The sequence below is a fragment of the Hymenobacter sp. J193 genome (genome assembly GCF_024700075.1).
Taxonomy (GTDB): Bacteria; Bacteroidota; Bacteroidia; order Cytophagales; family Hymenobacteraceae; genus Hymenobacter.
On the sequence record NZ_JAJONE010000001.1, the window covers coordinates 2,184,747 to 2,201,402 of the forward strand.

Genomic DNA, 16,656 nt, shown 5'->3' on the forward strand with positions numbered 1-16,656 from the left:
CCTGAGTAGTACTTGGCTTTTTGATTCAGAGAAAATTTCCCGTTAACTATTTCGGGAGTAAAACGCCTGCTTGGAGAATTCTATATGGTCACTTCCGCCCTGAAATGACCGTTGTGGGAATCCTACTCGGCCAGCGGGGATGTTTCTATCAGCCGGCCGGCTTCAGTACGCCATTCACTTCCACCAGCTCACCCCTATCTAGCAGCCCGGCCAGCGCGGGCTCCAGCTGCAGGCGCATTTCCTCGCTGAGGCGGGCGAAACCCAGCAGGCGCACGGCGGGCAGAAATACCGCTTCGCGCGGCAAGGCAAAGCTTTGCTCCACCACCGTGCGCAGGGCTAGGGCCAGCTCCTCGGGCGCCACAAAGGAAAGCTTGCGGGAAATGGCGGGCAGTTGACTTCGGTCGCGCAGGGGCGGCGTCTGCATGGTGGGCGTCCACAGGAAGTCGCCTTCCTGACGTAGGTGGCACAGGTTTTTCGCCAGCAAAGCTGCTTCGCGCCCCACTTTGCGGATGCGGGCGCCCATCTGGCTGGCCCCGCTGGCAGTGGCTAGTCGCCGGGTGGCCTCTTCAATATGCACCGGGCTTTCCACCTGCACCACCAGGCTCAGCCACGTAGCCAGCTGGCCCAGGCTATATTGGTGCAGCTCCTGCTGCCGGATGGCATCGGGCAGCAGGGCCACCTGATAGGGCACCACGGTCGGGTTGGCATCGGGCGCGGCCGGCTCCTCACGCTCCAATCCGGCTGGCTCGGGCAGTAATTCTTCGTCCGGCTCGTTGAGCTCATCCAGGGCGTTCAGGCGGCGGGCTTCTTCAATGGCTTGTACGGCCCGCTCAGTTTCCCGGGCCGGGTTCCGAAACCAGTCGGTGCTCCAGATGCGGTGCAGGCGCCAGCCCACGGCTTCGAGCACCTCCTGACGCAGCCGGTCCCGGTCGCGGGCCGAGCGGGCGGAGTGGTACATGGCCCCGTCGCACTCAATGCCCAGCACGTACTGCCCCGGCTGGTCGGGGTCCACCACGGCCAGGTCGATGTAGAAGCCCTGGCTCCCTATCTGGGGACGAAGCTGGTAGCCGCGAGCCGTGAGGGCGCGGTACACGGCCTCCTCAAACGGCGAATCCATGGCGCGCCCGGTTTCCTCGTTCTGGTTCAGGCGGCCGTGCTGGGCAAAGCTGAGGAAGGTTTTCAGGTCTTTCACTCCCTGGGCCCGGGTCCGACTCAGGTCCAGGTCGGCGGCGGTGAGGTTGGTGAAAACCTCGCAGCGCTGCCGGGCGCGGGTGATGAGCACGTTGAGGCGCCGCTCCCCGCCTTCCCCGTTCAGTGGCCCAAAGCTCATCGACAAATACCCCTCCCTGGTGCGCCCGTAGCCGATGCTGATGAGGATAACATCCCGCTCGTCGCCCTGCACGTTTTCCAGGTTCTTGATGAAGAACGGCTCGTGGCGGTGCGCCGCGAAAAAATCTTCCGTTTCGGGGTGCTGGCGGCGCAGCACTTCCAGTGCGTCCTGAATGGCCTGGCGCTGCACCGTGCTGAAGGCCACCACACCTAATGTAAGCCGAGGCGTGGTACGGGCATGTTGAAGCACGGCGGCGGCCACGGCTTGGGCCTCCAGTGGGTTGGTGCGGGTAGTGCCCCGCTCGTAGTAGGTTTCGGGCAGATGATGGTAGACCAGCCCCAGCTGGCCCTGGTTGCCGGGGCTGGGGAAAACCACCAGCTTGTTTTCGTAGAACAGGTGATTGGAGGCCGCAATCAGGGACTGGTGTCGGCTGCGGTAGTGCCAGCGCAGCATCCGCTCGGGCATCTGGCGGGCCTTGCACAGCTCCAGAATGCTCTGGATGTCGGCCGTCACGTTTTCCTCATCGGCGGCCTCGCCGGTGCCGGTCAGCGAGTCGAAGAAGGACGTGGGCGGCAGCTGCTTGGAGTCGCCCACCACTACCAGCTTTTTGCCCCGGGCAATGGCCCCCAGCGCATCCACGGGCTTCACCTGCGAGGCTTCATCGAACACCACCAGGTCAAACTCCACCGCGCCGGGCGGCAGGAAGCTGGCCACCGACAGCGGCGACATCATAAACACCGGCTTGATGGCCTGCACAGCCCGGCCGGCTTCCTCCATCAGGCGGCGCAGGGGCTTGTGGCGGGTCTTTTTGGCAAACTCATTTCGGATAACGAGCATCTGCCCCCCGGCCTGCGGGTTAGGCAGCTCCTCAAAGTGCTGGCGCATGGCCCGGATGCGGTTGTGGTAGAGCGAGTCTTGGTCGGCTTGGCGGAAGCGGGCGGCTATTTCCTCATACCCGGCCCGCTCAAACTGCCGCAAAGCCGGGTGCTGCTCGTAGGCCTGGCGCTGCAGAAACTCCAGCCAGGTCTGGCGCACGGCAGCAGCCAGGTAGCCTGGGGCTTCCGGCCAGCTTTCGGCCAGCAACAGCAGCTCCGGTAGCTGCTCCTGCTGCACGGTGGCTGCCACGTTGTTCCACTCTGTAATCAGCTGAAGCGCCGGCACATTGGCAGCCCAGGCTGCCAGCGTTGTTTGCTGGGTGTCGAAGGGCTGAAACTGCAGCCGCCCTTCCGGCCCGAAGCGGCGGGCCTCATTCAGCTGCAGGCTATCCACTACCGCCTGCAGGGCCGTTCGGTGCTGGGCCAATGCAGCTTCGAGGGTCGCAAGTAATCCGGCAATGTTATCGAGGCTGGATTCGGAACCCAACCCTACGTCCGCTGGCAAGGTGGCAAAGTTGAAGCCGTTGCCCTGGCCGGAGGCCCGCTCCAGGTAAGAGAGCAGAGCGGCGGGCAACTCCTGCCGGGCAATGCGCTGGTGCGTCAGCAAAAGGTAGTCGGCTACCCGGGTGAGGGTCGTCCAGTCAGAGCGCAGCCCCAGCCAGGCGGGGCCAAACAGCGGGCCAGCTAGCGGAGCCGCGTCTTCGATAATTTGCCGGTAGCGGCTGGCTTCGTGCACGGCGTCAATTACGGCCACTATGGTTTCCGGCTCCTCGGGCAGTGGACCGCGCCATAGGCTCTGCAGGCGCTTGCGGGCCCGGCGGTAGTCACCGCTCAGAAACTTCCACCACTTGTGGCCATAGCTGAGCAGAGCAGCCCGCTCTTCCGGCAGCCGCTGCCCCCAGGCCTCGGGCAGCAACGTGGCCTCGTGCTGGCGGTGCAGGTGAGCGTAGGCCGCGCCGGCCTGCATGATTTCGTGGAGGCGGGCGGCTTGCTGCCCCCAGGCCGGGTTGGTTAGCGCCGTGCGGCCCAGGGGCGGGGCTAGATGGGCATGGCGGGCGGCGGGCAGCAGGGCTTCGGCCGCGGCCCGGCCACTAGGCGCGGGCAAGCTCAGGTGCTGGGCCAACGCCTGGGCTCCTCTTTCAAGCTCTGCTACGGCAGCTTGCGCCGCCGTCAGCTTTGCCGGCAGGGCCGCCTGCTCAGCGGGCAGCAGCAACGTCAACTCACTGCCCCAGAACAGCAGCGTTTTGGGAATGCCGATTTTCCGGAGCGTAGCCTGCAGGCGGGCGGCCAGGTTTTCGGCGTGGGAGGCGTCGGCGTCGGTCCAGCGGCTGAGGCCAGCAAAGGCAAGGCGCGGCAGCTCCGCCGGGCCCCGCTCTTCGGCCAGGCGCAGCAGCTCACCGGCTACTTGCTGGGCCGTACGGCGGCTGTGGCCGATGGGCGCATTTACGGCCCGGGCGTAGTCGTTGAGGGCCTGACGGTAGCGCGGCAGTTGGGTTATTTGGTCTTCCACGCTGGTGGCCGCGGTGGGTCGGCCCAGGCTTAGCGTCTGGCGCAGCTCTTCGTGCAGAGCTTTCTTGTTGGCTTTGTGGCTGTGCAGCTCCAGGCAGGCCGCGCCCAGGCCCAGGGCATCGAGGCGGCGCTTCACTACTTCCAGAGCGGCCATCTTCTCGGCCACGAACAGCACTTTCTTGCCGGCCCCAATGGCCTCGGCCAGCAGGTTGGCAATGGTCTGCGACTTGCCCGTGCCCGGCGGCCCCTGAATGACGAGGTTGCGCCCTTCCTGCACGGCCAGCAAAGCCAGCAGCTGCGAGGAGTCGGCGTCGAGGACCTGATGCAGCTCGTGGGCCGTGCTTTCGGTATCGAGAAAGGCCTCTTCCTCTACGCTGGGCGGCGCATCGGTGAAGCCGGTTTCCTGGCCCAGCAAAGCCTGGATAGCCGGATGCTTCAACAGCGTAGATGTACCGTCGGAATTGGTGGGCCACGTGGATGGGTCCAGGTCGCGGTAAAGCAGCAGCTTGCTGAAGGAAAAAAAACCCAGCGCCATGGCATCAGCTTCCACTGTCCAGCGGCTGCGCCCGGCCAGGGCGGCGCGCACCGCGGCGAAATACTCCGGCAGCGGCTGGTTATCGAAGTCGGGCAAGGGCAGGACAATGCCGAAATCAGCCTTGAGTCGGGCCTGCAGACTGAGGTTTCCTTCTACTTCGGCGCCGGAATAGGTGAGCTTGAACCGCTCGGCCACTGCGCCGCGCTCCAGCACCACTGTCACCAGCACCAGCGGAGCCTGGCGCGGCTCCGCGCTGCTTTCGGCTTCGTACCAGCTCAGCTGCCCCAGGGACAGGTACAGGATGTTCACGCCGGTTTCTTCCAAGCTGGTGCGGGCCGTGTAGTAGGTGTTGAGCAGCCGACTTTCCAGCTTAGCCACCGGCTCATCGGTTTGCAGCTTGTTGTCGGGCAGGGCCTCACCCCCCGCCCCCCTCTCCCGTGGAGAGGGGGGAGCCTGACGACGGTCGTTCTGACGAGGCGGAGTTGCTTCGCTCGCGCTGCGCAGCTCCGCCGTCGGCGGCTACCGGATTGGTGGCTTCGGACGCGACTACTCCCGTTTCGGTGGGCAACGGGGCGGCCAGTAGCGTAGGTTTATCTGGCTCCGGCGCGGGGGCGAAGTACATGGTTTTGCCCTGCCGCACCAGCCTATCAAACACTTGCGCCGACTGCTCCCGCACCACTGTTACGCCCCGCGCCGGGGAAGAACGAAAGTTGAGCAGCGGGTTGCGCAGGCCCAGGTCCAGCAGTTCCTGGCGGGAGGCTTCGAGGCGAGCGGCAAGCGTAGCATCAGCGGGCATCATAAAGCAGGATAAATACGCATTGAACCAAGCGCCAGACGCAGCAAACCCGCCACCTGCAACAGCTGACGGGTTTGGAAAAAGTAACCAGAGCGGCCGGGCCTAGCTAACGGCCGGGCGGTTTTTCAGGCCCAGCTTGGAGTGCTTGAAGCCGTAGTTGAAGTACAACGCCAGCCCGATAATCAGCCAGCCGAAGAACAGCAGCCAGTTGTTGATGCCCAGCTGCGTCATCAGGTAGAGGTTGGTGAGCAAGCCTAGGGTGGGCAGCAAGCTCAGCTTTTTGCGGAACGACAGCCAGGCCAGCCCGAGGCAGAACAAAATGAAGACCAGCATCGGAATGTAGTGGCGGAACTCCTCGTAGCCCCCGTCGCCGCGCACGGCGCTGCCAAACTCGCGCAGGCCGGCCTGGTTGTAGAGGAACAGCAGCCCCAGCCCGATGAGCATGATGAGCGGCACCAGAAACTGCCCGTTGATGTAGGGCACCTTGAAGCGGGCATCGGAGCGGCCGTAGGGGTCGATGACGAGGATGCCGCCGCACACCAGCGCAAAGGCAAACAGGGTACCGATGCTGGTCAGGTCAATCACTAGGTCCATGTTCAGCAGCATGGCCGGCACGCCCACGAAAAAGCCCGTGACGATGGTGCTGAACGAGGGCGTGTGAAACCGCGGGTGCACCTTGGCAAATACCGGCGGTAGCAGTCCGTCCCGGCTCATCGTCATCCAGATGCGGGGCTGACCAATCTGGAACACCAGCAGCACCGAGGCCATAGCGAAGATGGCACTCACGGCCACCACGCCGGCCAGCCAGTTGAGGCCCACTTTCTGAAACACAAACGCCAGGGGGTCGCCCACGCCCAGCTCCGTGTAGCTTACCATCCCCGTGAGTACCAGCGTGATGATGACGTAGAGCACGGTACAGATGATGAGGGCGTAAATCATGGCCCGGGGCAGGTCGCGCTGCGGGTTCTTGCACTCCTCGGCCGTGGTGCTGATGGCATCGAAGCCGATGTAGGCGAAGAACACTGCCGATACACCCTTGAGCACCCCGCCCACGCCGTTGGGCGCAAATGGGCTCCAGTTGGCCGGATTCACGTAGAACACGCCCACGCCGATGACGGTAGCCACCACAATCAGCTTGAGCAGGACCAGCAGGTTGGAGGCGTTTTTGGATTCCTTGATGCCGATGTACACCACGGCCGTAATCAGCAGGGTGATGAGGCCAGCGGGCAGGTCAATTACCAGGCGCAAACCGCCGGGCAACTCCGGGGCCGTGCTCCAGGCGCGGTAGCCCACCATCTGCGCCGATTCAGCGGCGGGCAGCGGCTGGTTGGCCTGCATCAACGCCAATACCTCGTTGTAGTACTTGTGGGCACTCTGCATGCCCATGGTAAGCCAGACGGGCACCTGCACGCCTATGCCCGAGAGCAGCCCGGTGAAATAGTCGCTCCACGATATGGCCACCACGATGTTGCCCACGGCATATTCCATAATCAAGGCCCAGCCGATAATCCAGGCGGCCAGCTCCCCGAAGGAGGCATAGGCGTAGGTATACGCCGAGCCCGACACCGGAATGGTAGCCGCAAACTGCGCGTAGCACAGCGCCGAGAAGGCACAGGCAATGGCCGTGAAGACAAACAGCAAAGACACGGCCGGACCGCCGTCGTGGGAGGCGTTGCCGATGGTGCTGAAGATGCCGGCCCCGATAACGGCGGCAATGCCCAGGGAGGTCAGGTCGCGCACGGTGAGGTGGCGGGCCAGGCTATGCTGACCAGGGTGAGTGCCGTGCAGGTCCGTATCGGCCGGCGGGCTAACGAGCAGATCCGTCAGGGATTTGCGGCGGAACAGACCGCTGATACGCGAGGGAGGTAGCGGAGTAGACAAAGTGGGTGCAGGGGCTGGGAGAGAGGGTAAGGGAATTTCAGGGCCAAAAGATAGAGAATAATGCGGCGGGGCGCGGTATTCAGCCCCTACCGGCGAGCAGGCAGCCGCTTTTCCGGGGAAATGATAGGGTATCCGTGTGGAATCCGGCCGGCGGGCGCATCAACAAAGCAACCTAGTCTTACTACCAATGCCGGCCCGCCCTACCCTCTCCGTTCCCCAGCCCTGCCACGAAAGCTGGGCCGCCATGACGCCCACCGCCCAAGGCCGCTACTGCGCCGCCTGCAGCAAAGTCGTGGTTGATTTCACCCGCATGAGCGACGCAGAATTGCTGGCGTTTCTGCAGCGGCAGCCCGCTACCAGCTGCGGGCGGTTCACTTCGCAGCAGCTTAACCGCCCCTTGGCGGTTCCAGCGGCGCACACGCCGTGGCGCCGCTGGCTGGCCGCCGCAGCTTTGGCGCTAGGGCTGAGTGAGGTGGTAGCCAGCAGCGCGCAGGCACAAGCGCCGGTTTCGCAACTGGGGCAGCAGCCGGAGCCGGAGGGTGCTCATGGGAAGTCTCGTCCCTCGGATTCTAGTGATAAAGCTTTAAAAAAGTAAAGGCTACGCTGTATGGCCGTGTTGTTGATCAGGAAACGGGCCAGGGCATAAGCGGTGTAATTGTGATGCTTGATGACAATACTGCGGGAGCCCAAACGGCCGCTGATGGCTCATTTACAATTATTGTGGACGCTTTAGAAACGCAGAAGAGCAAGACTACGCTTCGATTTTCTTCGGCCGATTACGAAAGCGCAGAACGGCCCGTTCGATTGGCACCCGGGAAGGCGCATGTGCCAGTTATGAAGCTAAAGTCTCGCTATACAGGGATGATACTTGGAGGTATTGGGCTCCTTCAATCGGTTAGCCGGCCAACTGCCTATCAGCTATTTCGCATCAAACTAGAAGTTCTGCGGCAGACGTTCCTTACTTAAATAAGCTATGCCTACCATCAACGTTCCAAAACCCTGCGGAGAGTCTTGGTCGGACATGACGCCCGCCACCCAGGGCAGCCATTGCGCCGCCTGCAATAAAGTCGTGGTCGACTTCACCCGCATGACCGACGCCGAGCTACTGGCGTTTCTACACCGGCAGCCCGCCACCGGTTGCGGCCGGTTCACATCCCAGCAACTTAACCGCCCGTTGGTAGTGCCAGCGGCGTCTACGCCGTGGCGGCAGTGGCTGGCGGCGGCGGCATTGACGCTGGGGTTGGGCGAGGCTGTAGCAGGTAGCGCGCAGGCGCAGGCGTCGGTTTCGCAGCTGGGGCAGCAGCTGAAGCCTACTCAAGCTCTACCTATAAGCTATACAACCGCTTCAGAAACCCGGCAAGTCAGCATTTCAGATACATCTGTACTGATACGAGGCCGGGTGCTGGATGAGAAAATGGGCTTGCCTGGCGTGACTGTGCAGCTGCAAGGCACGCAGCTAGACACCAGCACCGATTCGGATGGGTACTTTCAGTTGCTCCTAGAAAAGGAAGCAGCTGCTTCAGGTACCAACCTGGTTTTTTCTTTTGTGGGCTTTGAGACACAACAGGTAGCTGTTCCGCGAAACGGGGAGATACAAGTTGTGTTAGTGGAGAATGTAACAGGCAACTGGGAGTCTATTCCCTTCCCGATGAGGTGGTGGCAACGCATTGGCAACCTGTTTCGCCGGTAGAATCTATTATGCATTGCTTCCCCGACTGACTCTATGAATACGATCAACATTCCCCAGCCCTGCGGCCAACCTTGGGTTGCCATGACGCCAACTGCTGCCGGCCGTTTCTGCGGAAGCTGCCAGCACGAAGTGGTGGATTTCTCACGTATGACGGAGGCGGAGGTAGTGGCGTGGCTTGCTCAGAGCCAGACTACCAACGTCTGTGGCTCCTTCCGGGCCCATCAGTTCAAGCCAGTAGCAACTTCCCCGCCCCGTTGGCGCCGCTGGCTGGTTGCCGCAGTAGCCGTGCTAGGCTTCAAGCCCTTGCTCACCGGCTGCCAAACGGCTGCTCCCCACGCCCAAACCGAGCTTGGCACTGAGCAGATCGACGCTTCTGCCCAGGTGCCCGACAACCAAATTATCATTCGGGGCCGCGTGGTGGAAGGCTCAACGAATCAGGGTGTGGCCGGGGCTCGGGTACTTATTGGCGACACGGAGTACGGAGCTATGACCGATGAGCAGGGCAATTTCAGTTTCATTATGCTCCGGGAATGGGCACCCGTGCAGGATGGGCGCGTGCAGCTACGGATAAGAGGAAGCGAGTTGACCTACTTGCCACAAGACACGCTCCTAAACACCCGCGATGCTGTTAACTCGCTTGCCATACGTCTGGCCCGCATTCCTGATGGAGAAAGAGTCAAAGGCTTGCTAATGCGGCCTGAGTCACCGCAGAAGCCCCCATTGCACTAGAATCCAACCTACCCACCAAACCTTTCCCGCCACAAAAGCCTTATTCCGGCAGTATGAAACACCTGCTGCTGGCTTCCCTGCTGTTTTTAGGCACCCTCTCGGGCTGCGTGCTTAAGCCCACCAACAAGTACGACGTTTTCACGGAGCGGGCTCAGCTGCCGCAGGAAGAGGCCGTACACGCGCGCAACTCCCTGGAGTGGTGGTATTTCACCGGCCACCTGCGCGACAAGACTACCGGCGAAACCTTCGGGGTGGAGTACGTTTTCTTCCACTTCAACCTCACCGGCAAGCAGGACTGGCAGATGGTGAACTTTGCCCTCACCGACCCCAAAACCCAGCAGTTCCGCTACGACTATAAAGTAGAGAAGCTTCCCGCGCTGCTGGCCCCTACCCTGCCCCTGGCCCTGAGCATGACCAAGCAAAACCAGCAATGGACGCTAACCGGGCAGGAAGGCCGCTACCAGCTGCAGGCCCGCATGGCCCAGCACCCCGGCCAGGCCATCAGCCTGAGCACCGTGCCCAGCAAGCCCATTCTGCTGCACGGCGGCACCGGCTACGAAAACTACGGCAGCGTGGCCCGGGCCGGCTACTACAGCTACCCGCGCCTTCAGGCCACCGGCACGATTGAGGTCGATGGCAAAGTCCACGAGGTGGAGGGCGAGCTGTGGTACGACCGGCAGTGGAACTGCAACTCCGTCACCAACAAGGGCATTGGCTGGGATTGGTTTAGCCTTCAGCTCGACGAGCCCCGGGAAGAGTTGATGGCCTACCACCTGTTCGACAAGAAAACCGGCAAGGCCGTGAACGGCGGCTCCCACTTCGGGCCGCAGGGACAGAACACCCACTTGGCCGGCTCCGACTTCCAGCTCGAAACCCTAGACTACTGGACCAGCCCCACCACCCGGCGGCGCTACCCCAGCAAGTGGCGCCTGCGCGTACCCAGCCAGGGCTACGACCTCACCATCACCCCCGTTATGGCCGATCAGGAGCTCACGCTCAGGCTGTTTGCGGGCATCGGCATGAGCTACTGGGAAGGCATGTGCCGCGTCACGGGCACCCACCACGGCCGCCCCGTCACCGGCAACAGCTACGTCGAAATCACCAACCGGGGGAAGGAAAGTGGTGAGGTGGTGAAATAGTGAGATGGTGAGTTCGGCGTGTCATTGCGAGCAAAGCGAAGCAATCCGTCCTTTTCAGCACCAGACATATTCTTTTACCAGCCAGCCCTTGACGCCAGCGCATAACGTCAGGGGCTTTTCACCTTTCAGGGCTCAGCACGTTGTCCGGGACGGATTGCTTCGCGCTGCTCGCAATGACACACCGAACTCGCTAAGTCATTGCTACTCATTAAGTACCAGACGGAAGGTGGTGCCGCGGCCTACTTCGCTCCAGCTTCACGAAGAGCTTGCCTTCGTGGTAGTTCTCGATGATACGCTTGGCCAACGCTAGGCCCAGGCCCCAGCCCCTCTTTTTGGTGGTATAGCCCGGCAGAAACACCCGATCAAGCTTGCTTTTGGGAATGCCTTTGCCCGTGTCGGTAATGTCGATGGCAATCTGGTGCTTGCTGCGCACGGGGCGGCGCAGGTGCAGCGTGATGCTGCCGCGGCCGGTCATGGCATCTACGGCGTTTTTGCAGATGTTCTCAATCACCCAGTCGAACAGCGGCACGTTCAGCTGGGCCGTGGTGCCGGGCGGCAGATCATCCTGAATGGTGAACACCACCTTGCGCGACAAGCGGCTCTGCAGGTACTCAATGGCGTTGCGGGTGGTAACGGCAATGTCTTCCGGCTTTAGAATCGGCACCGAGCCGATGTTGCTGAACCGCTCCGTAATAATCTGCAGCCGCCGGATGTCCTTGCTCAGCTCTTCCACAATCGGCTCGTCCCGGAACCGCTCACTCTCGGCCAGGTAGCTCTGCCAGGCCATCAGAGACGACAGCGGGGTGCCCAGCTGGTGGGCCGTTTCCTTGGCCAGGCCCACCCACACGCGGTTCTGCTCGGCCCGGCGCGAGTAGCTGAAGGCGAAGTAGGCAATAACACCCAGGCAGGTAATCACGGCCAGCTGCACCAGCGGGTAAGTGCGCAGCTGCCCCAGCAGCACCGAGTCGCGGTAGTAGATGTAGTTGCGCAGGCCGGCGCCCAGCTCCACCACAATGGGCGCGTGCAGCTGCTTCATTTCCTCAACTTCGGCCCGCAGAAACGCCGTGCGCTTTTCCTCCGACAGCCCGGCCGGCACGGTGAGGTTGCGGGCGTCCAGCGGGTTGCCGTCCCCGTCGGTAAGGACAACGGGAATAGTTTTGTTGGCGTCAATGATTTCGTTGGAGACGAAGTTGGTGTTGGCGTCGTCCACTTCCGAGCTGATCATGAAGCGCAGCGTGCGGGCGTACAGGTCAATCTGCTGCTGCTCCCGCTCCGAGAGGCGCTGCACCAGCAGGTTGGTGTATATCACCGTAATGGCCCCGATAAACAGGGCCACGCCCACAATGACGAGCTTGATGCGGGACTTTTGGTCGTAGATAGGCAGAGAAGGCACAGAGCGGCAAAGGAAAGGTGGGCCGGTCGGAGGCCGGGCGCTTGGGTTACGGGTACGAAAGTACGGGCTTCGCGGGCGGGTTTTTGACTTTTTTGCTACGCCCAGGCATCCCATGATGATGGAATGCCGAGTAGGTAAGCAGATGATTTTTATCATCCTTTCCCGGTAGCAGGGGCCTTTTCAACCCTTTCCGGCCTATCTGCCCTCCCCACCGAACCCCGGACTATAAATGGCTGTTAGCATCCTACTGAATTGTACCGTAATTTTGCCGCCTACCATACGCACTAGTCCGCGCTATGCTCCACCCGTTCAAGGCCGTTAGTCTTTCCTTTAAAAAAACGCCGCTCGCCATTCGCGAGCTTATTGCGTTGGACGAGACGGCCTGCCGCCGCTTTCTGCACATCCTGCACCACGACCTAGGCCTTTCGGACCTACTCGTGCTGAGCACCTGCAACCGCACGGAGGTGTACTACGCCGCCGACCGCGACCATAGTCCCGCCATCATCGAGGCACTGGCCCAGCTCAAGGGCATCACCGATACCGACATCACGGAGTACTATCCGTACTTCGACCTGCTGAACACCTACGAAGAGGCTGTGCAGCACCTGTTTGAGGTAGCTATGGGCCTTGATGCTCAGGTGGTGGGCGACCTGCAGATCAGCAACCAGGTGAAAACGGCTTACCAGTGGTCGGCCGATGCCGATGCGGCCGGACCGTTCCTGCACCGCCTGCTGCACACGGTATTCTTCACCAACAAGCGCGTGCAGCAGGAAACCTCCTTCCGCGACGGGGCTGCTTCTACGGCCTATGCCGCGCTGGAGCTGGTGGAAGAGCTGACCGCTGACGTGGCCAACCCGCGCGTACTGGTGGTCGGCCTGGGCGAAATTGGGGCGGATGTGTGCCGCCACCTCGGCGACAGCAAGGTGTTTCAGAACGTGACTATCTGCAACCGCACCCGCTCCAAAGCCGACGCCCTGGCCCAGGAATGTGGTCTGAAGGTGCTGGACTTCGAGCAGCTGGTAGCCGGCATGAAGGACGCCGACGTAGTTATCAGCAGCATCGCCCGCGACGAGCCGTTCTTCACTCACGACATGGTGGAGCGGCTGGAAGTGCTCAGCTACAAGTTCTTCATCGACCTTTCCGTGCCGCGCAGCATTGCCTCCGACGTGGAGCAGGTGCCCGGCGTGCTGGTGTATAATATCGACGCCATCCAGAGCAAGGCTTCGGCTGCCCTGGAGCAGCGCCTGGCCGCTGTACCGCATGTGCGCGCCATCATTGCCGAAAGCATTGCCGGCCTCGCCGACTGGGCCAAGGATATGCTGGTGTCACCGCTCATTCAGCGGATGAAGGCCGGGCTGGAGCAGCTGCGCCAGGAAGAGCTGGACCGCCACCAGAAAAAACTTTCGCCCGAGGAAGCCAAGCGCCTCGACGACATCACCCGCAACCTGATGCAGAAAGTGCTCAAGCAGCGCGTACTGCAGCTCAAAGCCGTGTGCCGCCGCAACGACGCCGAGCAGCTCATTGACGTGCTGTCGGAGCTCTTCGACCTGGAAAAGCAGCCTGCTTCAGCTTAGTTATCATTCTACTTTTAACGCCAGCGCCCCGCTATTGTAAAAAATAGCGGGGCGCTGGCGTTTGGCTTAAGGCCACAAAAAAGCCGCTCGAAAGCGGCGATTCTGCAGTGTGGCAGGCTGGTGACCACCTTAGATTGTATCGCAGCACTCTTCGAGCGAATCGATAACGTCCAGCAGTTTGGGAATGGAAAGCGAGTAGTAGATCTTGGTGCCGACCTTGAACGAAGACAGGATGCCCCGGTCTTTGAGCGTGATGAGGTGCTGAGAAGCAATAGCTTGTGGCAAATCCAGGTTGCGGTAGATTTCCGTGACCGTCAGTTTGTCTTCTTTACCCAGCAGATCAACGATGGCGAGACGCTTGGGGTGCGCCAGCACCTTCAGCATCGCGGCAGCCTTATCTACTTTCTTCGATTCGACGCGAGAAAGCAATGGTTTCATACAAAAATGAGTGTAAAACGGCGGGGGAGTTGAGTATGGCTAATACGCTATACAGTACCTCCAAAGTTCCACCCAAACGTAGCTGCGCCCGAAAAAGATTTGGGCATGTTCCTGAAGCCGAGTTGCCGGGCTGAGCTGATTAGACCGCCATAGCGCTAAAATATCCAAATCTGGCAGGCTTAACGGGGCGTGCGTACCTTTGCCCGAAACCCGTTTTCCACCCACCCTCCCCTATTCTGCCCATGCGCGACCTGTTAGCCAAGTTCGAAAACAAGCGTCCGGAAATCGTTTTTGAATGGAAAGATGCCGAAACCGAAGCCGAAGGCTGGGTCGTCATCAACTCCCTGCGGGGCGGGGCAGCCGGCGGCGGCACCCGCATGCGCAAAGGCCTGGATAAGCGCGAGGTAGAAAGCCTGGCCAAGACCATGGAGGTGAAGTTTACCGTGTCCGGGCCGGCCATCGGCGGGGCCAAGTCAGGCATCAACTTCGACCCCCAGGACCCGCGCAAGCGGGGCGTGCTGGAGCGCTGGTACCGGGCCGTGATTCCGCTGCTGAAAAGCTACTACGGCACCGGCGGCGACCTTAATGTGGACGAAATCCACGACGTGATTCCGATTACGGAAGACTACGGCCTGTGGCACCCGCAGGAAGGCGTGGTAAACGGCCATTACCGCGCCACTGAGCCCCAGAAGATTCAGAAAGTGGGCCAGCTGCGTCAGGGTGTCATCAAGGTGGTGGAGAACGAGGAGTTTACCCCCGACCGCCGCCGCCGCTACACCGTGGCTGACCTGATTACGGGCTACGGTGTGGCCGAGGCCGTGCGCCATTACTACGAGCTCTGGGGCGGAGAGCTGTCCGGCAAGCGCGCCATCATCCAGGGCTGGGGCAATGTGGGCGCCGCGGCGGCCTATTACCTGGCTCAGCAGGGTGTGCGCATCACCGGCATCATCGACCGGGCCGGGGGGCTGCTCAAGCCCGAGGGTTTCTCATTCGAGGAAATCCGGGAGCTGTTTCTGCGCCGCGAAGGCAACGCCCTCACGGCCGACAACCTGCTCTCGTTTGAGGACATCAACCGGCAAATCTGGAGCAGCGGAGCCGAAATCTTTATTCCGGCGGCCTCCTCGCGCCTCGTGGCCCAGCACCAGGTAGAACAGCTGATTGCGGCCGGGCTGGAGGTTATCAGCTGCGGGGCTAACGTACCGTTTCAGGACCCGGAAATCTTCTTCGGCCCCACCGGCGAGTACGCCGACCAGCACGTGTCGGTCATTCCCGATTTCATTGCCAACTGCGGCATGGCGCGGGTTTTTGCCTACCTCATGGAAACCAACGCGGAAATCACCGACGAAGCCATTTTCAGCGACACTTCCCGCATCATCCGCTCGGCCCTGGCCCGCACCCGCCAGCAGGGCGAGCAGCGCACCGGCTTGGCCATGACTTCCTTCGAGCTGGCTTTTAGGCAATTAGTATAGAAGGGACTTGGAGTCTTGGGGACTTAGGGACTTGGTTGATGTTCCGGTAAACAACGGTTTGCTGACGGGAATATCTTCCAAAATCCAAGCCCCCAAGACCCTAAGCCCCCAAGACCCCAATCATGACTTTCCAGGAAATTCTGCGGATTCGGTTTCTCGGCAATGACCTAGCGGCCTACCTGTGGTGCGCGGGCATTCTGCTGTTCGGCTACATCTTCAAAACCCTGCTTTCCCGCTTGCTCTCCAAGCTGGTGTTCCGGGCCATTCGCAAGCGCACCGAAGGCGTATCGGAGCAGCAGTTTCAGGCCCTGCTTATTCAGCCGCTGTCCATTGTTATCTTCCTGATTACGGCCTATTTCGCGTTTCAGGTGCTCGACTACCCCGTGCGCAGCTCGGAGCTTACGCGCAACGAGCCGTGGCCGCAGGTGGCCCTGTTCCGGCTGTTTCAGCTGGCCGTGTTTATGGGCATCGGCTGGATCGGGCTGCGCCTGATTGACTTTCTGGTGCTGGTATTTCAGCGCCGGGCCGAGGCTACGCCCTCACGGCTCAACAACCAGCTGATTCCCTTCGCCAAAGACCTGCTGAAGGTGCTGGTGCTCACGCTCACGTTTCTGATTATGCTGAGCCGGGTGTTTGGCGTCAACGTCACGGCCCTTATCGGAGGCCTGGGCATTGGCGGGCTGGCGGTGGCGTTTGCCGCCAAGGAAAGCCTCGAAAACCTCATTGCCTCCTTTACCATCTTCCTCGACCGGCCCTTTGCCGTGGGCGACCTAGTAATGGTAGGCGGCATTACGGGCACAGTGGAAAAGGTCGGCTTCCGGAGCACGCGCCTGCGCACGGCCGAAAAAAGCTACGTAACAGTGCCCAACAAAAGCATGATTGACAAGCCTTTGGACAACCTTTCGCTGCGCACGGCCCGGCGCGTAGGATTCACCCTTTCGCTTAGCCAACTCACCACCAGCGAGCAGCTCCGTGCCATTGTGGAAGACGCCCGCGCCGTTATCAAAGCGCATCCGCTGGTGACGGACGAGCCCGAGGTGAAATTTGCGGCCCTCACGCCCACGGCCAAGGAAGTAACCGTGCAGTACTTCGTGAACACCACCAGCTACGATGAGTACCTGAACGCCAAGGAAGCCTTGAACTATGAGCTGATTCACGCAGTGGAGCAGCACGGCGGCTCGTTTGCCAACGCGGGTACCACCGTGGTGCAGCTGTCCGGTCCGCTTGGTGGGCTGGGCGGCAATCCTAGCCCGGCTGGGTCAGAGTAGAAAGCAGACCATTCCTGTTCAATAAAAAGC

The 16,656-nt window shown here is 61.4% G+C and carries 13 protein-coding genes; 8 read left to right on the forward strand and 5 right to left on the reverse strand.

The genetic code is table 11. From position 1 onward, the window contains the following. Positions 1-148: 148 nt before the first annotated feature. From LRS06_RS09490 to LRS06_RS09500, 3 genes are all read right to left on the reverse strand, one after another. On the reverse strand, positions 149-4,627 hold the full coding sequence (locus LRS06_RS09490) for a DUF3320 domain-containing protein (RefSeq protein WP_257871278.1): 4,479 nt from the start codon (positions 4,625-4,627) through the stop codon (positions 149-151). Positions 4,628-4,664: 37 nt separating this feature from the next. Continuing rightward, positions 4,665-5,048 (reverse strand): DUF4011 domain-containing protein, encoded by a 384-nt coding sequence (locus LRS06_RS09495; protein WP_257871279.1) that lies wholly within the window; start codon positions 5,046-5,048, stop codon positions 4,665-4,667. A gap of 99 nt (positions 5,049-5,147) precedes the next feature. Further along, positions 5,148-6,926, reverse strand: coding sequence for an amino acid permease (locus tag LRS06_RS09500; RefSeq protein ID WP_374679421.1), 1,779 nt, complete (start codon positions 6,924-6,926; stop codon positions 5,148-5,150). 187 nt (positions 6,927-7,113) lie between these two features. Between LRS06_RS09500 and LRS06_RS09505 the strand changes: the two genes are divergently transcribed. The 5 genes from LRS06_RS09505 (at position 7,114) to LRS06_RS09520 (ending at position 10,484) form a co-directional block, all read left to right on the forward strand. Next, positions 7,114-7,521, forward strand: a complete 408-nt coding sequence (locus LRS06_RS09505; protein WP_257871280.1) for a hypothetical protein — start codon at positions 7,114-7,116, stop codon at positions 7,519-7,521. Between the two features lie 8 nt (positions 7,522-7,529). Next, positions 7,530-7,892, forward strand: coding sequence for a carboxypeptidase-like regulatory domain-containing protein (locus LRS06_RS25525; protein ID WP_374679441.1), 363 nt, complete (start codon positions 7,530-7,532; stop codon positions 7,890-7,892). Between the two features lie 7 nt (positions 7,893-7,899). Next, positions 7,900-8,616, forward strand: coding sequence for a carboxypeptidase-like regulatory domain-containing protein (locus tag LRS06_RS09510; protein WP_257871281.1), 717 nt, complete (start codon positions 7,900-7,902; stop codon positions 8,614-8,616). Between the two features lie 81 nt (positions 8,617-8,697). Continuing rightward, a complete protein-coding gene (locus tag LRS06_RS09515; RefSeq protein ID WP_257871282.1) occupies positions 8,698-9,345 on the forward strand; it encodes a carboxypeptidase-like regulatory domain-containing protein in 648 nt (215 codons plus the stop codon). Between the two features lie 53 nt (positions 9,346-9,398). Then, entirely contained in the window at positions 9,399-10,484 is a 1,086-nt protein-coding gene (locus LRS06_RS09520; RefSeq protein ID WP_257871283.1) for a lipocalin family protein, read from the forward strand. A gap of 208 nt (positions 10,485-10,692) precedes the next feature. On the opposite strand, the gene LRS06_RS09525 is transcribed toward LRS06_RS09520, so the two are convergent. Further along, positions 10,693-11,877 (reverse strand): HAMP domain-containing sensor histidine kinase, encoded by a 1,185-nt coding sequence (locus tag LRS06_RS09525; RefSeq protein WP_308239890.1) that lies wholly within the window; start codon positions 11,875-11,877, stop codon positions 10,693-10,695. A 296-nt stretch (positions 11,878-12,173) separates the two neighbouring features. Here LRS06_RS09525 and hemA point away from each other — a divergent pair, with 296 nt between their 5' ends. After that, the gene (gene hemA, locus LRS06_RS09530; RefSeq protein WP_257871284.1) at positions 12,174-13,451 is read left to right on the forward strand and encodes a glutamyl-tRNA reductase; all 1,278 of its coding nucleotides are present in this window, start codon (positions 12,174-12,176) and stop codon (positions 13,449-13,451) included. Positions 13,452-13,580: 129 nt separating this feature from the next. Here hemA and LRS06_RS09535 read toward each other — a convergent pair whose 3' ends face one another. Beyond that, positions 13,581-13,889: a helix-turn-helix transcriptional regulator gene (locus LRS06_RS09535; RefSeq protein WP_196955482.1), complete on the reverse strand. Its 309-nt coding sequence runs from the start codon at positions 13,887-13,889 to the stop codon at positions 13,581-13,583. Positions 13,890-14,131: 242 nt separating this feature from the next. On the opposite strand from LRS06_RS09535, the gene LRS06_RS09540 reads away from it, so the two are divergent. Continuing rightward, positions 14,132-15,358: a Glu/Leu/Phe/Val dehydrogenase dimerization domain-containing protein gene (locus tag LRS06_RS09540; RefSeq protein ID WP_257871285.1), complete on the forward strand. Its 1,227-nt coding sequence runs from the start codon at positions 14,132-14,134 to the stop codon at positions 15,356-15,358. A gap of 122 nt (positions 15,359-15,480) precedes the next feature. After that, a complete protein-coding gene (locus tag LRS06_RS09545; protein WP_257871286.1) occupies positions 15,481-16,626 on the forward strand; it encodes a mechanosensitive ion channel family protein in 1,146 nt (381 codons plus the stop codon). The last annotated feature ends 30 nt before the right edge of the window (positions 16,627-16,656 follow it).

Excerpts from the sequence above, each read along its gene's own strand:
- LRS06_RS09495 (WP_257871279.1), bottom strand. The coding sequence starts at position 5,048 with ATGATGCCCGCTGATGCTACGCTTGCCGCTCGCCTCGAAGCCTCCCGC.
- LRS06_RS09505 (WP_257871280.1), top strand. The coding sequence starts at position 7,114 with ATGCCGGCCCGCCCTACCCTCTCCGTTCCCCAGCCCTGCCACGAAAGC.
- LRS06_RS09510 (WP_257871281.1), top strand. The coding sequence starts at position 7,900 with ATGCCTACCATCAACGTTCCAAAACCCTGCGGAGAGTCTTGGTCGGAC.
- LRS06_RS09515 (WP_257871282.1), top strand. The coding sequence starts at position 8,698 with ATGACGCCAACTGCTGCCGGCCGTTTCTGCGGAAGCTGCCAGCACGAA.
- LRS06_RS09520 (WP_257871283.1), top strand. The coding sequence starts at position 9,399 with ATGAAACACCTGCTGCTGGCTTCCCTGCTGTTTTTAGGCACCCTCTCG.
- hemA (WP_257871284.1), top strand. The coding sequence starts at position 12,174 with ATGCTCCACCCGTTCAAGGCCGTTAGTCTTTCCTTTAAAAAAACGCCG.
- LRS06_RS09535 (WP_196955482.1), bottom strand. The coding sequence starts at position 13,889 with ATGAAACCATTGCTTTCTCGCGTCGAATCGAAGAAAGTAGATAAGGCT.
- LRS06_RS09540 (WP_257871285.1), top strand. The coding sequence starts at position 14,132 with ATGCGCGACCTGTTAGCCAAGTTCGAAAACAAGCGTCCGGAAATCGTT.
- LRS06_RS09545 (WP_257871286.1), top strand. The coding sequence starts at position 15,481 with ATGACTTTCCAGGAAATTCTGCGGATTCGGTTTCTCGGCAATGACCTA.